Source organism: Rhodoferax lacus (genome assembly GCF_003415675.1).
GTDB classification, from domain to species: domain Bacteria; phylum Pseudomonadota; class Gammaproteobacteria; order Burkholderiales; family Burkholderiaceae_C; genus Allorhodoferax; species Allorhodoferax lacus.
Genome location: NZ_QFZK01000009.1, coordinates 120,369 through 137,017 on the forward strand (window position 1 = coordinate 120,369; position 16,649 = coordinate 137,017).

A 16,649-nucleotide genomic window follows, 5' to 3' on the forward strand; every position below is an offset into this window, starting at 1 on the left:
GTGCGTGGCGGACTTCAACCGGCCGGTCTGGGTGGCCCGGTCAATCCGCTTCTTATCAACCTGAAGGAATCACTATGAGTGCCAGCAACAGCAGTCAGAAATTCATTGCGCGCAACCGTGCTCCACGCGTGCAAATTGAATATGACGTGGAAATCTACGGTAGCGAAAAAAAGATAGAGTTGCCCTTTGTGATGGGTGTCCTGGCCGATCTGTCGGGCAAACCTGTCGAGCCTCTTCCCGGCGTGGAAGACCGCAAGTTTCTTGAGATCGATATCGACAATTTCGACGAGCGCATGAAGGCCATCGCACCGCGCGTGGCCTTCAGTGTGCCCAACACCCTGACCGGCGAAGGCCATGTCATGGTCGACATTACTTTCGAGAGCATGGACGATTTCTCGCCCGCCACCGTGGCCAACAAGGTCGATGCACTCAAGCAACTGCTGGATGCGCGCACCCAGCTCTCCAACCTGCAGACCTATATGGATGGCAAGGCCGGAGCCGAAGACTTGGTGCGCAAGCTGCTGGGCGACCCGGCCCTGATGAAGTCGCTGGCCTCTGCACCCAAGCCTGCAGCCCAGGAACTCCATTCCTGATGGACGCAGGTCTGCACACCGCATCGATCAACCCCTAGACCCAAGGACATCCATCCATGACCACCCAAACTGCTGTTTCTGGCAGCTCCACCCAGTACGCCGATCCCAGCGTCTTCACCGGCCTTTTGGACCGTGAATTCAAACCCAAGGGCGAGCAACAGCGCGAAGCCGTAGAGGCTGCCGTGCGCACCCTGGCCCAACAGGCGCTGGGCAACACCGTCACCATGAGCGACGACGCTTACGCCAGCATTGAAGCCATCATTGCCGAGATCGACCACAAGCTCACCGGGCAGATCAATCTGATCATGCACCACGCTGATTTCCAGCGCGTGGAGTCAGCTTGGCGCGGCCTGGACCATTTGGTGTCCAACACCGAAACCGACGAAATGCTCAAGATACGTTTCATGGATGTGGGCAAGAGCGAACTGCGCCGCACCTTGCGCCGTTACAAGGGCGTGGCTTGGGACCAAAGCCCGCTGTTCAAGCGCCTGTACGAAGAAGAGTACGGTCAGCTCGGCGGCGAGCCCTATGGCTGCCTGGTGGCCGACTACTACTTTGACCACACCCCGCCCGACGTAGAACTGCTGGGCGCCATGGCCAAGATTGCCTCTGCTGCCCACGCCCCCTTTATTGCCGGCGCCGCACCCAGCACGCTGCAAATGGACTCGTGGCAGGAACTGGCCAACCCGCGCGATCTGGCCAAGATCACCGGCAACCAGGACCACGCTGCGTGGGCCTCGCTGCGCGCCACCGAAGACGCGCGCTATGTGGGCCTGTGCATGCCGCGCTTCCTGGGTCGCTTGCCTTACGGCGCCAAGACCAACCCGGTGGACGCCTTCAACTTTGAAGAAGACACCCAGGGCGCAGACCACAAAAACTACGTCTGGAACAACGCCGCCTACGCCATGGCCGTCAACATCAACCGCAGCTTCAAGCTCTACGGCTGGTGCACCATGATCCGCGGTGTGGAGTCCGGTGGCACGGTGGAAAACCTGCCCTGCCATACCTTCCCCACGGACGACGGCGGCTTTGACATGAAGTGCCCCACCGAAATCGCTATTTCGGACCGCCGCGAGGCAGAACTGGCCCGGGCTGGCTTCATCCCGTTGGTGCACCGCAAAGGCACCGACCACGCCACCTTCATCGGTGCGCAGTCCCTGCAAAAGCCGCAGGAATACATGGATGCCGATGCCACGGCCAATGCCAACCTGTCGGCCCGCCTGCCTTACCTGTTTGCCAGCACGCGCTTTGCGCACTACCTCAAGTCCATCGTGCGCGACAAGGTGGGTGCCTTCAAGGAACGCGAGGAAATGCAGACCTGGCTCAACGGCTGGATCATGAATTACGTGGATGCCGACCCCGCCAACTCCAGCCACGAAACCAAGGCCCGCCGCCCCCTGGCTGCAGCCGAAGTGGTGGTGGAAGACCTGGAAGGCAACCCCGGCTTCTACAGCGCCAAGTTCTTCCTGCGCCCGCACTTCCAGCTTGAAGGCCTGACGGTCAGCCTGCGCCTGGTGGCCAAGCTGCCCTCGGTCAAGGCTGCTGCCTGATCCCCATTTCGCAACTTTCTTATTCAATTTTTAACTGGAGAACCTTTCAATGGCACAAGACATCTTTTTGAAAATCGGCGGCATCGACGGCGAAAGCCAGGACTCCGCGCACAAGAACGAAATCGATGTGAGCAGCTGGAGCTGGCAGGTCCTGCAAGAGTCCAACATGCACCAGGGCTCGGGTGGCGGCTCCGGCAAGGCCACTGTGCGCGACCTGAGCTTCGTGCACAACGTGGACCGTTCCAGCCCCAACCTGATGAAGTTCTGCCTGACCGGCAAGCACATCGCCGAAGCCAAGCTCACTGTGCGCAAGGCCGGCGGCAGCCCGTTGGAGTACCTGAAGATCACCATGACCGATGTGGTGATCACCAACGTGCAGCCCTCGGGTATGTCCAGCGACGAGACCATCAAGGAGCAGGTCAGCATGTCCTTCGCCAAGGTCAAGCAGGAATACACCGTGCAAAACCAGCAGGGTGGCTCTGGCGGTGCGGTGACCGCTGGCTTCGACATCAAGCTCAACAAGGAAGCCTGATTCTGAAAACCCCCGGGGGGCTGTTGCTCTCCGGGTGTTGGCAGACCTTGCCCCCTGCAAATTGCCTCAACACATTGCCCCAAGCGATCGGAGCGGACATGGACCCACTGTTGTCAAACCTGCCAGCCAGCGCTGCACGTTGCATTGCAAAGCTGCTGCGCCTGGGTGTGCTCGCCTCGTTGCTGGGCTGGTGCTGCATGGTGCCCGCGCATGCGCAGGAGGCCAAGGAGCAGACCAAGCTGATGCTCAGTATCGAGGCGGCACCCGGCGTCAACCCGGACACCAGCCTGCGGCCTTCGCCCATCAAGGTGCGCATCTACGAACTCAAGGATGCGAGCGCGTTTTCCGAAGCCGACTACTTCAGCCTGGACACCTCTGACAAGATCGCGCTGGCCGCCGACATGCTGGCCAAGGACGAGTTCATTCTGCGCCCGGGTGAGAGCCGCAGCATCGAGCGCAAAAGCAATGCCCAGACCACGGCCATTGGCGTGCTGGCGGGCTACCGCGATCTGCCCAACGCCACCTGGCGCACCACCTACAAGCTCAAGGAGGCGCCCGCCGCTTCCTGGATGCGCATGCTGCTACCGGCCAACCGCGCCGAGCTGCTGATCCAGCTGCAGCCGCAAGGCATTGCAGTCATCGAAAAGCCCTGAGGCCCACCCAAACCCAAAGGATCGTATGAAAAACGATATTCCATTTCCCAACACAGGCGGCGCATCCGGCGGTGGCGAGCCGGGGTCCGGTTTCCCTGCCATCCAGGGCACGGACGCTGCTTTGGTGTTCGAACCCGGCCCCAACCACGACACCCGCTTGTCTGACGTGCTGCTGGCTATCGAGCAAAACCGCAACCCATTCTTGGAAGCCGCCAGCGTGCTGCTGCGCAGCCTGGCCGAGTTGCCCCGGGAGCTCCATGCCGAGGGCCTGCATGGCCTGCACACGCTGCTCACGCAGGAGCTGCAAACCTACACCCGGCTGTGCGAGCAGGCCAACCTGCGGCGCGACCACATGTTGGCGGTGCGCTATGCCTTGTGCACCGCGCTCGATGAGGCCATCAGCCAGAAACCCTGGGCCGGTGGCGAGGCGGGCAATACCGGCATGTGGTCCACCCAGGCCCTGCTCAACCAGTTTCATGGCGAGAGCCAGGGCGGCAAGACGGTGTTTTTGCTGATTGGCCGCCTGGCCAATGCACCTGAAGAGCACATGCCGGTGCTGGAGGTGATCCACCACCTGCTCAGTTTGGGTTTCATGGGCGACTACCGCGTGCAGGCCGACGGCCACCGCATGATTGAGACCATTCGCCACCGCCTCTACACCATGGTGTGGTCCGGCCGTGAGCCCGTGGCGCGCGAGCTCTCGCCGCACTGGCAGGGCGTGGGCCAAGGCAAGTTCAAGCTCTTGCGCTCGGTACCAGTGTGGGTGTCGGCCAGCGTGTTGGGCTTGGCGCTGTTTGCGCAGTTCAGTTGGTACAAATACGGCTTGCTGAGCCACACCGCCGCAGTTGAAAAAAACATCCAGGCCCTGGCCTCGCTGCAGCCGCCGCCCCAGCGCAAGCCGGTCAACCTGAACCTGGCCGCCCTGCTGCAAGCCGAGATTGCCCAAGGCCGCCTCAAGGTGGATGAAAACGCAGAGCGCGCGCTGGTGGTGTTTACGGGCGACGGCATGTTTGCCGGTGGCCTGGACAAGCTCAGCCCCGGCAGTCTGGCCATTCTGGACAAGGTGGCCGGCGCCATACAGCAGGTCAGCGGCACGGTGCGCGTCATCGGCCATACCGACAACCAGCCCATCGCCACACCTGAGTTCCCCAGCAACCAGGCGCTGTCTGAAAAGCGCGCCCAAAGTGTGGTGCGTGTGCTGCAGGCCAAGGGTCTGGACGCCGCGCGCTTGCAGGCCCTGGGCAAAGGCGACAGCCAGCCCGTGGGCCCCAACACCACCGATGCCGGACGCGCTGCCAACCGGCGCGTGGAGATCGAAGTCAGCACCCTGGATACGGCAAGCGCTGCACAGACAGGCGCGTCGGCTCCAGCCATTCCATAAACACAAGGGGAGAACAACATGCAGGGATTTTTCGCATCACCCGTGGTTCGCGCTATTCTGGCGTTTCTGGCACTCATCCTGGTGGCACTGGCCGTCTGGTTCATCGGGCCCTTGCTGGCCTTTGGCGAACTGCATCCATTGGCCAGCGTGGGCATTCGCGTCACCACCATCTGCCTGATGCTGGTGTTTGTGGTGTTCGCCCTCATGGGCTGGACGCTCAGCGTCATCGGCGTCACCTGCCTGTGCCTGCTGGTCTGGCATGCCGGGCCGCTGCTGGCCTTTGCCAACTTCCGCCCGCTCGAGCCAGTGTGGGCGCGCGCGGTCACCATCTCGGTGATTGCCTTCATCTACCTGGTGTGGGCCGTCTACACCCTGTGGAACCTGATCCGCAGCGACGAGGCCTTTGCCAAACGCCTGTTCGGACAGGACAAGGATGCGCCCAAGGCATTGGCCAAAGACGAGGTGCGCGCCATTGCCGACATTGCCCGCAAGTCGGTGGCGCAACTGCGGCAAATGCACAGCACCATGGCCGGCGGCACTGGCTCGGTGTGGGCGGCCCTGCGCCGGCTGGTGGAGGGCAAGCGCTACCTCTACGAGTTGCCCTGGTACATGATCATCGGCACACCCGGTGCGGGCAAGACTTCGGCCCTGCTCAACTCGGGGCTCAAGTTCCCCATGGCCGAACAGATGGGCACGGCCAGCGCGCAGATGACGCTGTCCCAAAACGCGGGCACCCTGAACTGCGCCTGGTGGTTTACCAACGAGGCGGTGCTCATCGATACCGCGGGCCGCTACACCAACCCGCAGGACGGGCGGGGCTTCAAGCGTCTCAACCCGCCCAAGGACGGCGCAGGCCCGGCCGAGCCAGTAGATGCCAGCGTGCAGGAACAGACCAACGCGGCCGAGTGGAAGGGCTTTCTGGGTGTGTTGCGCAAGGCGCGCGCGCGTGCCCCCATCAACGGTGCGTTGCTCGCGGTGGACACGGCCAAGCTATTGGGCGATGACGACGCACAGGCCATGGCGCACGCGGCGCAGTTGCGTGCACGGTTGGGCGAGTTGCGCCAGGAGTTGGGCATCCGCTTCCCGGTGTATGTGGTGCTGACCAAGACCGATTTGCTGCGCGGCTTTGCCGAGTACTTTGCCAGCCTCACCACCGAGGCGCGCGCGCAGGTCTGGGGCTTTACGCTGCCCTGGGTGGAGCAGGGCCGGGGCACGCCCAAGGCACTGGCGCCGCAAATCGAGCGTGAGCTCACCGCCCTGCAGCGCCGCGTCTCGGATGGTGTGGCCACGCGCCTGCAGGAAGAGTTTGAGCTGGACCGCCGCCAGGCCCTCTATGTGCTTCCGCATGAACTGGCGGCACTGGCGCCGCGTCTGACCGCCTTGCTTGATGCCGTGTTCTCCGACTCGCGCTTTGACACTACGCAGCTCACCCACACGCTGCGTGGCGTGTACTTCACCAGCGCCATGCAGTTCGAAGACCGCAAGGTCACTGCAGACCACCGCGCGCTGGTCCCGCGCCTGAAGCTGGCCCTCGCCGGGTTGGCTGCGCGCCTGGGCGGCAACGAGCCCGCCCCCGTGTTTGCCATGGTGAATACCCAGGGCCGCGCCAGCAGCACCCGCAGCTTCTTCATGAGCGACGCGCTGACACGCGTGGTGTTTCCCGAGGCGCATCTGGTCAAGCCCAACCTGAAGTGGGAGGCGCGCTTTCGCCTGCTGCGCCTGGTGGGGCATTTGCTGGTGCTGGTGGCCTTTCTGTGGCTGGCCGGTGCCCTGCTGCTCAGCCACACCAACAACCAGTCGTACCTGGACGACGTCGGCAGCAAGACCGAAACCCTGACCGACAAGATGCGCGCCCTGGTCAGCCACCAGAACACCGACCGCATGATCGAGGTGCTGGGCTTGGCACAAGCCCTGCCCATGCATTCCGGTCTGGACCTGGGTGATCCGTCCGGCGCCTACCTGTATGGCCTGTACGCCGCCGAGCCCGTGGCCGACGCCGCGCACAGCGCCTATGGTGATTTGCAGGACCGGCTGATCCTGCCGGTGCTGACCCAGCGCATGGAAGCGGTCATGCGCAGCGCGGTGCAGGCCGGTGACTCCAAAGCGGCCTATGACACCTTGCATGTGTACCTGCTGCTGCACGACAAGGAGCACTACAGCGCATCCCCCAGTGCCGCGCAGGAAGTGCGCACCTGGGTGCTGACCGACTGGCAGGAAGGGGCTGTGAAGGAGAGCGCCGCCCGTGAGGCAGCCACCCGCCCGGTTGCGCCCATCGTGGCCCCGCGCGATGTGCTGGCCGCCCAGCCCAAGTCCGAAAAGCTGCTGCCACTCAAGGCTGCCGACAGCAGCCCGGGCCTGGCCGCCAGCTTTGGCAACAGCACGGCCATGGTTTCGCACCTGGAAGACATGTTCTCCGGCAAGCGCCTGGTGCAGTCCGCCACCGCACGGGACGAGGCGCTGGTGCGCCAGGTGCGCGGTTTTCTGGACATGAGCTCCAGCAGCCAGCGCCTCTACCAGCGCACCAAGGCTGCCCTGCTGCCCGACGCGCCGCAAGACTTCACCCTGGTGCGCGCCTTGGGGCCGCAGGCTGGCACCCTGTTCAGCCGGGCCTCGGGCAAGACACTGGAGAAAGGGGTGTCCGGTTTTTTTACCTATGACGGCTACCACGCGCTGTTTGCCAAGCGCCTGCCCGAGTTGGTGGCCGTGGCCCAGGCCGATGACGCCTGGGTCATGGGCCGCACCGAAGGCGTACCCGGCCAAAAGAAGCTGCTGGAGTTTGGCGCCAGTGCCAGCCCCGAGACGGCCGCGCTGACCGAAGAAATACGCCGCCAGTACCTGGAGGATTACGCCGACCTGTGGACCGATTACCTGGCAGACCTGCGCATCATCCGCACCGAGGGCGGTGGCTCGCTCGCCTTTGAGCTCAATGTGCTGCGCCAGTTGGCCGCGCCCGACTCGCCACTGGCCCGCCTGGGCCGTCTGGTGGCGCGTGAAACCACGCTCTCGCGCCCCCTGCAGACTACCGCCGAGGCCGATAAATCCCTGTTTGACAAGGCCACCGAGCAGCTCGACAAAAAGACCGCCCAGGTCAGCAAGGACCTCGGCCTGCGGCCCGAGCAGCGCACGGAGCGCATGCTGGTGGACCAACGCTTTTCGGCCCTGCGCGAAGTGGTGACCGGCCAGACCGAAGGGGCCGCCATTCCCGGCGGCAAACCGGCACTGGACGGCATTACCAATTTGCTCAACGAGTACTACACCGCGCTGGTGGTGGCCGACACGGCCATCAGCTCCGGCGCGCTGCCACCGGCTGGGGTGGAGGCGGCCACCAAGATCCGCATTGAAGCCGGCAAACTGCCTGCTCCGTTTCGTGAGGTGTTGCTGGGGGTGAGCGCCAATGGCTCCGACAAGGTGGCTCAGGGCGCGGCGTCCATCCTGCAGGTGCAGGCGCGTGCGCAGATGGACCGGCTGGTGGGCATGCTGGCGCTCACCGTAGGCGAGCCCTGCAAGCGCAACATCGCCGGGCGCTACCCCTTTGCCCAGAGCACACAGGAGGTAGAGGTGGATGACTTCAACGCCATGTTCGCCGCCGGTGGTGCGGCCGATGAATACTTCACCAAGTTCCTGGCCCCACTGGTGGACACCAGCGCACGGCCTTGGAAGTACAAAAACGCTGCCTCGGCCCTGGCCCTGGTGGGCACCGAAAGCCTGGCCAACGGGCAAGCACCAGCCGCCGTGGCCAACGGCCCTACGCTGACGGGTGAGTTGCTCAAGCTGCTGGCAGCGGGCGGGCCCAACCCCGACTTCTTTGCCCAGGTGCAGCAAATCCGCGAGGCCTACTTCAAGGAGCCCGGCGCCAAGCGTATGGCCTGGAAGCTTGATGTGAGTGTGCAAAGTCTGGACCCTACCGTCACCGAGCTGCTGCTCGACATGGACGGCCAAAGCCAGCGCTATGCCCACGGCCCGGTGCAGGCGCTGCAGGTGCAGTGGCCCGGCACGCGCGGCGGCACCATGGCCGAGATCAGCGCGCAGCCCCGCATCAAGGCCGACACCTCGGTGATTTCGGTGCGCGGCCCCTGGGCGCTGTTGCATCTGATGGAGCGCGGACGCATCGTCACCGGTGCCAGTTCCGGGCGGGTGGCGGTGGAGTTCCTGTTCGACAACCGCCGTGCCGTACTGGAAGTGGGCAGCAGCGGTGTGAACCCGCTGAGCAGCCCCCTGCTCAAGAGTTTCAATTGCCCGCTGCGCGCGATTTGATGGGCGGCCCATGTCTTTTGCCCTTTCAGAATTCATGAGCAAGCGCTGGTTGGCCGCGCCTCTGGCGATCTGGGGCAAGCTGCCAACGCATGGAGATTTCTTGCGCCACCGCTGCACGCCCGCGCAAGCCCAGGATTGGCAGGCTTGGGTTGGTAGCGTCTGGAACCCAAGGCATGTATCGCAGTCCGACAAGCGTCCGCTGCGCGCTGTTCCGGGTGAGACCGGCTGGCTGACTTTGGAGCCACGCAAGGTGGTGACTGATTTGGGGGCAGTCCCCGTGGCCTTTGTCATGCCGCCCGGGGCTCTGCCTTTTTCGCCGGCGCACTGTGTACAGGGTGTGATGCTGGCCTCGGAAGACCAGGTGGGTAGACCGTGTCCCCTGATCATCTTTCAACAAATTTCTCCCGCCTGGCTGCGCCGTACCTGGTCCGATCCATCGGTGAAGAGCCCGCACGACATGCTGTATTGGTTGGCACGCATTGCCGCCCGTACCCATGCGGCTGAGAAGGACTGGGAGGCGCTCACCCGCGCGGTGGATAGTGTCTGGCAGGTCCATACGCCCGGCTGGCGCCAATTGGTAGGTGCACCCGTGCCAACGCCAAGCAGCGTGCAACTCGACGCTCTGTTGCGTAGCTACTGCGCACAAGACACAGCCGATGCTGCCCGCGGCCTGCAAGGTGTGCGGCGCATGCCTTGGGCCACCTGGCCTGAGCAGATTTTGCGCGCCGACAGACCTGCACACGCCTTCTGGCAGCAGGACATACGCGGCGGCTATGTCAATGCCGGCGAAAGCCTGTCCGCCCTGTGGGGAGCCCGCACATGAACACAGTACACCTTGCCAATGCAGCGCAGCGGCTGGAGCTGTTGGTGTTGCAGCACCGCGGCCAGGAGGTGGATTTTTCCTGGCAGTGGCCACCCGGAGCCAGCCTGGTCAGCCTGGATCACGTCCTGTCTGCGCTGGAAGGCGTAGAGCCGACCTTCTTGGCGCAGGTGCAGTCGTGCATATTGCAGCGCACGGGCACCGTGCAACAACCCGTTTGGTGCCTGGGCAACCGCAGTGCGGATCTGGTGTGCAGCGTCAACGCACAGGTGTTGGCCGCAGGCAGCCAGCTGAGGCTGGACCACGGCGATGAAATCGAGATCGGCTTGCTGCGGCTGCTGGTCTGCCTGGAGCCATCACAGGGTCCATCCGATGTGGCAGACGGGGATGCATCCCGCCCAGGCGACCGGGCCGCCGAGCAGGGCGACGCAGGCTTTGCGCTGACGGACCTGGACGCGCCCGGCGACACGGTCGCGCTGACCGATGCCCAGCGTCAGGGGCTCAAGCGTTCGGACTTTGCGGATCTGATTTCACTCGAGCCACAGGAGCCAGCGCCCTCGCTGCAGGCAGCCGCGCCGGTGCTGCACGCCGTGCTCCCCGAGCCCCCCGATCCGCTTGCAGAGTCCGCAGCCCTTCAGGAGTCTGTGGCCACCAGCTACGCCGAAAAAGTCTCGGGCCTGCTGGCGCAATTCCAGCATGGAGCGGACCGCCCCGAAGCCGCACAGTCCGAGGTGGATGACCTGCTGAGCTCCCTGCACACCCGCTACCTGGAGAAGCTGCTCAACCCCGAACGCGCCGATGCCGACGACCAGTGGCAGGACCTTGTACGCGGCACACAGGCCCGCCAGATCGACCCTCTGCAGCACTGGATGCAGGCCGCAGGCAGCAACCCCAGCCTGGACGATTTTCTGGGCCAGCAGCAAAGCATTGCCTCGGTAATGCAGGGGCTCGATGGTTTGGGCAATGTGGACGTGCTGGCACCCGAACCCATTGACAGTGTCCTGCACCTGTTCGCGCCCGAGCACATGCGCAGCACCGCGCAGGACTCGCTGGAGAGTCTGGTCCGGCGCAGCCTGCCGGGCCTGACCCTGCGCGAACACCACAGCCTGTCGGTGGACAGCGCCATGCCTTTTACCGGTGGCCAGGAGCTGCCCAATCCCAATCCCCAGACGCCATGAAGTCCACTACCTCTCCCATGCTGCTCAGTCAGCTCAACCCTGACAACAACCTGCAGGATGCCCTGACCCGGCTGGAGTCAGAGGTGCGCAACGCCCCTGGCAGTGCCAGCCAGCGTTGGGCGCTGGCCGAGATGCTTTGCGTCATGGGCCAATGGGAGCGAGCGTTAAAGCAATTGCAGGTGGGCGCCAAGCTGGTCGATGGCAAGGACTCCCCCTGGCATGCGAAGGCACAGATGCTGCGCAGCCTGATCCGCGCAGAGGCCCAGCGCACCGAGGTGTTTGCCGGGCAACTGCTGCCGGTGCCGGTGGTGGACCGCCCCTTCTGGATGGAAGACCTGGCGCGCGCCATTGCTGCCAATGCAAGCGGCGACCATGGGCAGGCCGACAGCCTGCGCAGCGCTGCCCTGGAGCAGGCGCCCACCAGCGCCGGGGTCTGCGCGCAGCAAGGCGATGGCGCGGATGCACAGAGCAGCACCGAGCAGGCCTTTGCCTGGATCGGGGATACCGACACGCGGCTGGGCCCGGTGTTCGAATGCATGCTGGCCGGGGGCTACCGCTGGCTGGCCTTTGCCGACATTGCCTCCCTGCAGGTGGCACAGCCCAGCAGCTTGCTTGACTTGGTGTGGCTGCCCATCACACTGCAGTTGTGCGGCACCCAGGCCGGTGCGCAGGCTCTGCGCGGCTTTGTACCGGCGCGCTACAGCGGCACCGAAAACATCGCCGCTGAAATTGGCAGCAGCCAGCGCGATGCGCTCATGCTTGCGCGCCTGACGCGCTGGCAGGACGTGGGTGAAACCGGTGTGTTTGCGCTGGGGCAAAAAACCCTGATGGGCTCCGAAGGCGACATTCCCCTGCTGGGCATACGCAGTCTGCGCATGGACAGTGACCACACGCAGCAGGGGTCGGCATGAACGTGCGCGATAACACCCTGGCCAACCCGGGCCCGGCAGCCCCCCCTGGAAGGCCACTGCAGGTCTTCCAGGGGGGGCTGCATCCAGGTGCGCGGCTCTTGCCCTCGGCTGTGTCCGCCACATCCAGGCGCAGCGAGCGGCGCTACCTGCCCACCCTGTTTGACCGCCTGTGCGACGACGCGCCCAGCGAATCGGTCGAAGCGCCCGAAGCCTATGCCAGCAGCCGCAGCCAGATGCGCCAGATCGTGCAGCGCGACCTGGCCCTGCTGCTCAACACCACCGACCAGAGCGACCTGATTGACAGCGCCCGCTACCCCGAGGCTGCCCGCTCCACCATCAACTACGGCGTGCCCGCGCTGGCCGGGGGCTACCTGTCCGAAAAGAAATGGGCTGATATTGAAGCCATGATCCGCCGCGCCATTCTGCGTTTTGAGCCGCGCCTGATGCCCGAGACGCTGGTCGTGCGTCCGCTGCAAAAAGAGCTGACCAGCGCCCATTACAACGTGCTCACCTTCGAGATTTCCGGCCACATCCAGATGCAACCCTATCCCCTGGAGTTTACGGTGCAAAGCCAGGTGGACCTGGAAACCAACCGCATCGCGCTGCAGCACTCCACTTAAAAAAAGGCCAAGCCCATGGACCCCCAACTGCTCGATTACTACAACCAGGAGCTCAGCTACATGCGGGAGGCCGCGGGGGAGTTTGCCGACCTGCATCCCAAAGTCGCCCGGCGCTTGGGGTTGCAGGGTGTGGAAGTGGCTGACCCGTATGTGGAGCGGCTGATCGAGTCCTTCTGCTTCATGTCGGCACGCATGCGCATCAAGCTGGACGCCGAGTTCCCACGCTTCAGCCAACGCATGCTGGAGGTGGTGTACCCCAACTATGTGGCGCCCACACCCAGCATGGCAGTGGCCCAGTTGCATCCCAACCCCCAGGAGGGCGACTTCAGCAAAGGCTTTGCCGTGCCGCGCAACACGGCTTTTTTTGCCAAGGTGCCCGAAGGTGAAACCACGGCCTGCGAATTCCGTTCCGGCCAGGACGTGACGCTGTGGCCCATCGAAATTGTCAGCGCCAAGCTGGCTGGCGCGCCGCCAGACATTCCCGCGCTTGAGCGCTACTTGCCGCCCAGCGTACAGGTGTTGGGCAGCCTGCGCCTGCAGTTGCGCGTCACGGGCGAACGCAACTTCTGTGACCTCAAGGGGCTGGACCGCCTGCCCATCTACCTCAGCGGCGACGAGCAGATTGCCTCCCACCTGTTTGAGCTGCTGCACTCCGGTGCCGTGGCATCGTTCACCGGCGTGCCGGGGCAGATGGCCGAGCAGTCGCATGTAGTGACCCATGAGGCCTTGGTGCACGAGGGCCTGGGCCCTGGTCAGGGCTTGCTGCCCCTGACCTGGAACACCTGGCATGGGCACAACCTGCTGCACGAATACTTTGCCTGCCCCAGCCGCTTCTATTTCTTTGCGCTGCAGGGACTCGCACCCGGCCTGTCGCGCATTCAGGGCAAGCTGGCCGAAGTGGTGGTGCTGCTGACCCAAGATACTGCCAAGCTGGGTGGCCTGGTGGACAAGCACCAGTTCGCCCTGTTCTGTACCCCGGTGGTAAACCTTTTCGAGCGGCGCACCGACCGCATCGAGATGACACCCGGCCAGACCGAGTTCCATCTGGTGCCCGACCGATCCCGCCCCATGGACCTGGAAGTGTTCAGCGTGCAGGAGATGCGCGGCCAGAAAGCCGATACCACGCAGGAGCAGGTTTTCAGGCCCATGTTCCAGACCCTGAACCAGGACGAGGGCAACCACGGTCGCTACTTCAGCCTGCGCCGCGAACCTCGCCTGGCCTCCGACAACGCGCGCAAGTACGGCACGCGCACACCCTATGTTGGCACCGAAGTGTTTGTCAGCCTGGTGGATCAGCACGAGGCACCTTATGCCGAGTCGCTGCGCTACCTCAGCGTGCAGGCCCTGCTGACCAACCGCGACTTGCCGCGTCTGGTGCCGCGCAATGGCCACTCTGATCTGAACTACAAAGACTCGCTGCCCCTGAGCGCCGTGGGCCTGGTGCGCCCCCCCAGCCAGCCGCGCGCGCCCTTTGCCCAAGGGGAGGCGGCCTGGCGCTTGATTCGCCAGCTCAACTTCAACTACCTGCCGCTGATGGACATGAACCACCGCCAGGGCGCCCAGGCTCTGCGCGACATGCTGCGCCTGTTTGTGGGCACCGACGACCTGACCGCAGCCAAGCAGGTGGACGGCCTCATAGGCAGCCGCATCACGCCGGTCACCCGCCGCCTGCCCGGCAGCGGCCCGCTGGTGTATGGCCGTGGCGTGCAGTGCGACATCACCGTGGACGAAGACGCCTTCAGCGGCGTCAGCCCCTACCTCATGGGCCTGGTGCTGGAGCATTACCTGGCGCGCCATGTCAGCATCAATGTGTTTACCCAGACGCGGCTCGAATCCATGCAGCGCGGCCAGGTGGCCAGCTGGCCGGTGCGCATGGGCACAAGGGGCGTGGTGTGATGCAAGCCGCGCCCGCACCTGCACTTGCGCAGACATCTGCGCTGACTCCTGCGTCGGCCCAGACGCCGACGCCTTCACCGGCGCTGGCCCTGCACGCGGCCAACACGGCCCTGCGTGATGCGCAGACTCGTCCCTGGGCGCACGGCTTTATGCCGCTGCTGCGCAAGCTGGCCGCCACTGAGCCCGCCATGCCGCAGGTCGGCCAGGCGCAGCGTCCGCAGCAGGAGAGCTTTCGCCTGGGCCAGCAGGCCAGCCTGGTGTTTGCGCCACGCGAGCTGGCACGGGTGGATGTGCGGCTCAACTCCAAGCAGCAGGCCAGGGCCTACATCCAGCTGTTTGGGCTGGGCGCGCTGGGCCCCAATGGCGCACTGCCCATCCACTTCACCGAGCTGGTGCGTGAGCGGGTGGAGGCCAAGCGCGACAACACGTTGGCCGACTTTATTGACCTGTTTCACCACCGCGCATTTACCCACATCTACCGCGCCTGGGCGCAAAGCCAGAGTGCGGCCGGGCTGGACCGCAGCGACCAGGAAACCTTCAGTCCCTATGTGGCCAGGCTGGCCGGTGATGAGCCCCTGGATGCGCAGGGCAGTGCCCTGCCTGCGCATGCGCGCTGGGCCAGCAGCGCCCACCGCGTGCGCGCGGCGCGCAACCCGGAAGGGCTGGTGAGCACCCTGCAGCGCTTCTTTGGTGTGCCCGTGCAGCTGCGCGAATACATGCTGCAGTGGATGCCCATCGAGCCGCAAGACCTGTGCGTGCTGGGCCAGCCCCGCCCCTCCAGTGTGCTGGGCGCCGGCGCCATGCTGGGCGAAGTGGTGCCCGACCGGCAAAGCCGCTTCCGCCTGGTCCTGGGTCCGTTGAACATGGACGGCTATTTGCGCCTCACGCCGCAGGGCTCCCCTACCGGCCGCGACCTGCCCGCGTTGATTGAAATCCTGCGCTCCTTCATCGGCTTTGAATACGTGTGGGAGGTGGAACTGCTGATCAGTGGCGAGGCCGCGTCCCCCGTGCAACTGGGCGACGACAAGCAACTGGGCTGGTCCACCTGGATGGCTGCCGGTGCACCCCAATCGACCAAATCAGCACCCATTACGGGAATGGTTTTTGAACCGGAAAGCTACAGCGCATGAATCCTCTCAAACACTTGTTCTCTGCGCTTAAGGGTGGTGCGGCACCTGAGCGCGCCGACCTGGGCGCAGCGCTGGTTGCACCCGGATTGCTGGCGCCCGTCAGCGCCTTGCTGCCTTGCGGTGAAAGCCTGGAGTACGACAACGCCTACGCGGTGTTGCAGTCGCGTCTGGAGCCCAAGGCCGAGGTGCAATATGGCAACTTCTCCAGCAAGCCCGAGGGCCCCGATTGGGCCGAGGTGGAGCGCGATGCGCGGCGCCTGCTGCTCAAGAGCAAGGACATCTCCATGCTGGTCTGGTTCACCCGCGCGCGCTGTCGCCTGGGTGGTGCCTCCGGTCTGCTGGAGGGCCTGGCCACGTTGCAGGCGGTCTTGCAAACCTACCCGGAACAGGTGCATCCGCAACTGGTGCTGGAGGGCGTGCCAGACCCCGCCGTGCGCGCCAACGCCCTGGCTGCACTGTGCGACCCGGAAGGCCTGCTGGGCGATGTGCGTGAGGTGGTGGTCAGCGGCAGCACGGCCTTTCGCCTGAGCGTGCGCGATGTGGAGCGCGCCTTGGCGGTTCCCCGTGCGCCCTATGCTCCCGACCCCGACGTCGTCAAACGCCAGTTGGCCGATTTGCATGCCAAGGGCGATGCGGCACTGGCGGCGCTGCTGGCTTGTGGTGACAGCGTGCAGGCCATCGCGCAGTGGAGTCGCGCATCGCTGCTGGACGAGGCGCCCAGCTTTGTTCCGCTGCTGCGTTTGCTGGCCACGCTGGCATCTTTTTCCGAAGTGGAAATGCGCGGCACCAAGATGCAGGCTGATGCAGTAGAAACAATGGACACGGTGGATAGAGTGGGCGCGCTGGAGAGCAAGCGGGCGCAACCCGTGCATCTGCTGCCCAGCGCATCGCACGCCACTGCACCCGCCCTGACCCTTTCGGCACAGCACAACCCCGCTGTGCTGGAAGAGCGCGAACAGATCCGTGCACTCTTGCGTCAGGTGCGCCAATGGATTGAGCACCACGAGCCCAGCAGCCCGGTCACCATCCTCATCAAGCAGGCCGACCGCATGTGGGGCAAGCGCTTTTCCGAGATCGCCACCATGATCCCGCCCGACCTGATGCGTGCCTGGGACAGCGATGACTAACCCC

Annotated in this window: 13 protein-coding genes; all 13 read left to right on the top strand. The window is 64.7% G+C overall.

Annotation, left to right across the window (positions count from 1 at the left end; translation table 11 throughout):
- Nucleotides 1-74: 74 nt before the first annotated feature.
- The 13 genes from tssB to DIC66_RS14720 all read left to right on the top strand — a co-directional run bounded on the left by tssB (nucleotide 75) and on the right by DIC66_RS14720 (nucleotide 16,645).
- A complete protein-coding gene (gene tssB, locus DIC66_RS14660; protein ID WP_117178490.1) occupies nucleotides 75-593 on the top strand; it encodes a type VI secretion system contractile sheath small subunit in 519 nt (172 codons plus the stop codon).
- Nucleotides 594-649: 56 nt separating this feature from the next.
- Nucleotides 650-2,143 (top strand): type VI secretion system contractile sheath large subunit, encoded by a 1,494-nt coding sequence (gene tssC, locus DIC66_RS14665; RefSeq protein WP_117178492.1) that lies wholly within the window; start codon nucleotides 650-652, stop codon nucleotides 2,141-2,143.
- A 49-nt stretch (nucleotides 2,144-2,192) separates the two neighbouring features.
- On the top strand, nucleotides 2,193-2,675 hold the full coding sequence (locus DIC66_RS14670; RefSeq protein WP_117178494.1) for an Hcp family type VI secretion system effector: 483 nt from the start codon (nucleotides 2,193-2,195) through the stop codon (nucleotides 2,673-2,675).
- 98 nt (nucleotides 2,676-2,773) lie between these two features.
- The gene (gene tssJ, locus DIC66_RS14675; protein WP_117178496.1) at nucleotides 2,774-3,328 is read left to right on the top strand and encodes a type VI secretion system lipoprotein TssJ; all 555 of its coding nucleotides are present in this window, start codon (nucleotides 2,774-2,776) and stop codon (nucleotides 3,326-3,328) included.
- Nucleotides 3,329-3,353: 25 nt separating this feature from the next.
- Nucleotides 3,354-4,709, top strand: a complete 1,356-nt coding sequence (gene tssL / locus DIC66_RS14680) for a type VI secretion system protein TssL, long form (protein ID WP_117178498.1) — start codon at nucleotides 3,354-3,356, stop codon at nucleotides 4,707-4,709.
- Between the two features lie 18 nt (nucleotides 4,710-4,727).
- The gene (gene tssM, locus DIC66_RS14685) at nucleotides 4,728-8,963 is read left to right on the top strand and encodes a type VI secretion system membrane subunit TssM (protein ID WP_117178500.1); all 4,236 of its coding nucleotides are present in this window, start codon (nucleotides 4,728-4,730) and stop codon (nucleotides 8,961-8,963) included.
- Between the two features lie 34 nt (nucleotides 8,964-8,997).
- Nucleotides 8,998-9,786: a TagF domain-containing protein gene (locus DIC66_RS14690; RefSeq protein ID WP_233505933.1), complete on the top strand. Its 789-nt coding sequence runs from the start codon at nucleotides 8,998-9,000 to the stop codon at nucleotides 9,784-9,786.
- Nucleotides 9,783-10,961 (top strand): TagK domain-containing protein, encoded by a 1,179-nt coding sequence (locus tag DIC66_RS14695; protein ID WP_117178504.1) that lies wholly within the window; start codon nucleotides 9,783-9,785, stop codon nucleotides 10,959-10,961. Before DIC66_RS14690 ends, DIC66_RS14695 begins: the two co-directional genes overlap by 4 nt.
- On the top strand, nucleotides 10,958-11,872 hold the full coding sequence (locus DIC66_RS14700; protein ID WP_117178506.1) for a type VI secretion system accessory protein TagJ: 915 nt from the start codon (nucleotides 10,958-10,960) through the stop codon (nucleotides 11,870-11,872). Before DIC66_RS14695 ends, DIC66_RS14700 begins: the two co-directional genes overlap by 4 nt.
- 98 nt (nucleotides 11,873-11,970) lie before the next feature.
- Nucleotides 11,971-12,492 (top strand): type VI secretion system baseplate subunit TssE, encoded by a 522-nt coding sequence (tssE, locus tag DIC66_RS14705; protein WP_420820498.1) that lies wholly within the window; start codon nucleotides 11,971-11,973, stop codon nucleotides 12,490-12,492.
- A gap of 15 nt (nucleotides 12,493-12,507) precedes the next feature.
- Nucleotides 12,508-14,388 (top strand): type VI secretion system baseplate subunit TssF, encoded by a 1,881-nt coding sequence (tssF, locus tag DIC66_RS14710; RefSeq protein WP_117178510.1) that lies wholly within the window; start codon nucleotides 12,508-12,510, stop codon nucleotides 14,386-14,388.
- Nucleotides 14,388-15,518 carry a type VI secretion system baseplate subunit TssG gene (tssG, locus tag DIC66_RS14715; RefSeq protein WP_117178512.1) on the top strand — a complete coding sequence of 377 codons (1,131 nt, stop codon included), beginning with the start codon at nucleotides 14,388-14,390 and terminating at the stop codon, nucleotides 15,516-15,518. The genes tssF and tssG overlap by 1 nt, the downstream gene beginning before the upstream one ends.
- Entirely contained in the window at nucleotides 15,515-16,645 is a 1,131-nt protein-coding gene (locus DIC66_RS14720; protein ID WP_117178514.1) for a type VI secretion system protein TssA, read from the top strand. Before tssG ends, DIC66_RS14720 begins: the two co-directional genes overlap by 4 nt.
- Nucleotides 16,646-16,649 lie beyond the last annotated feature (4 nt).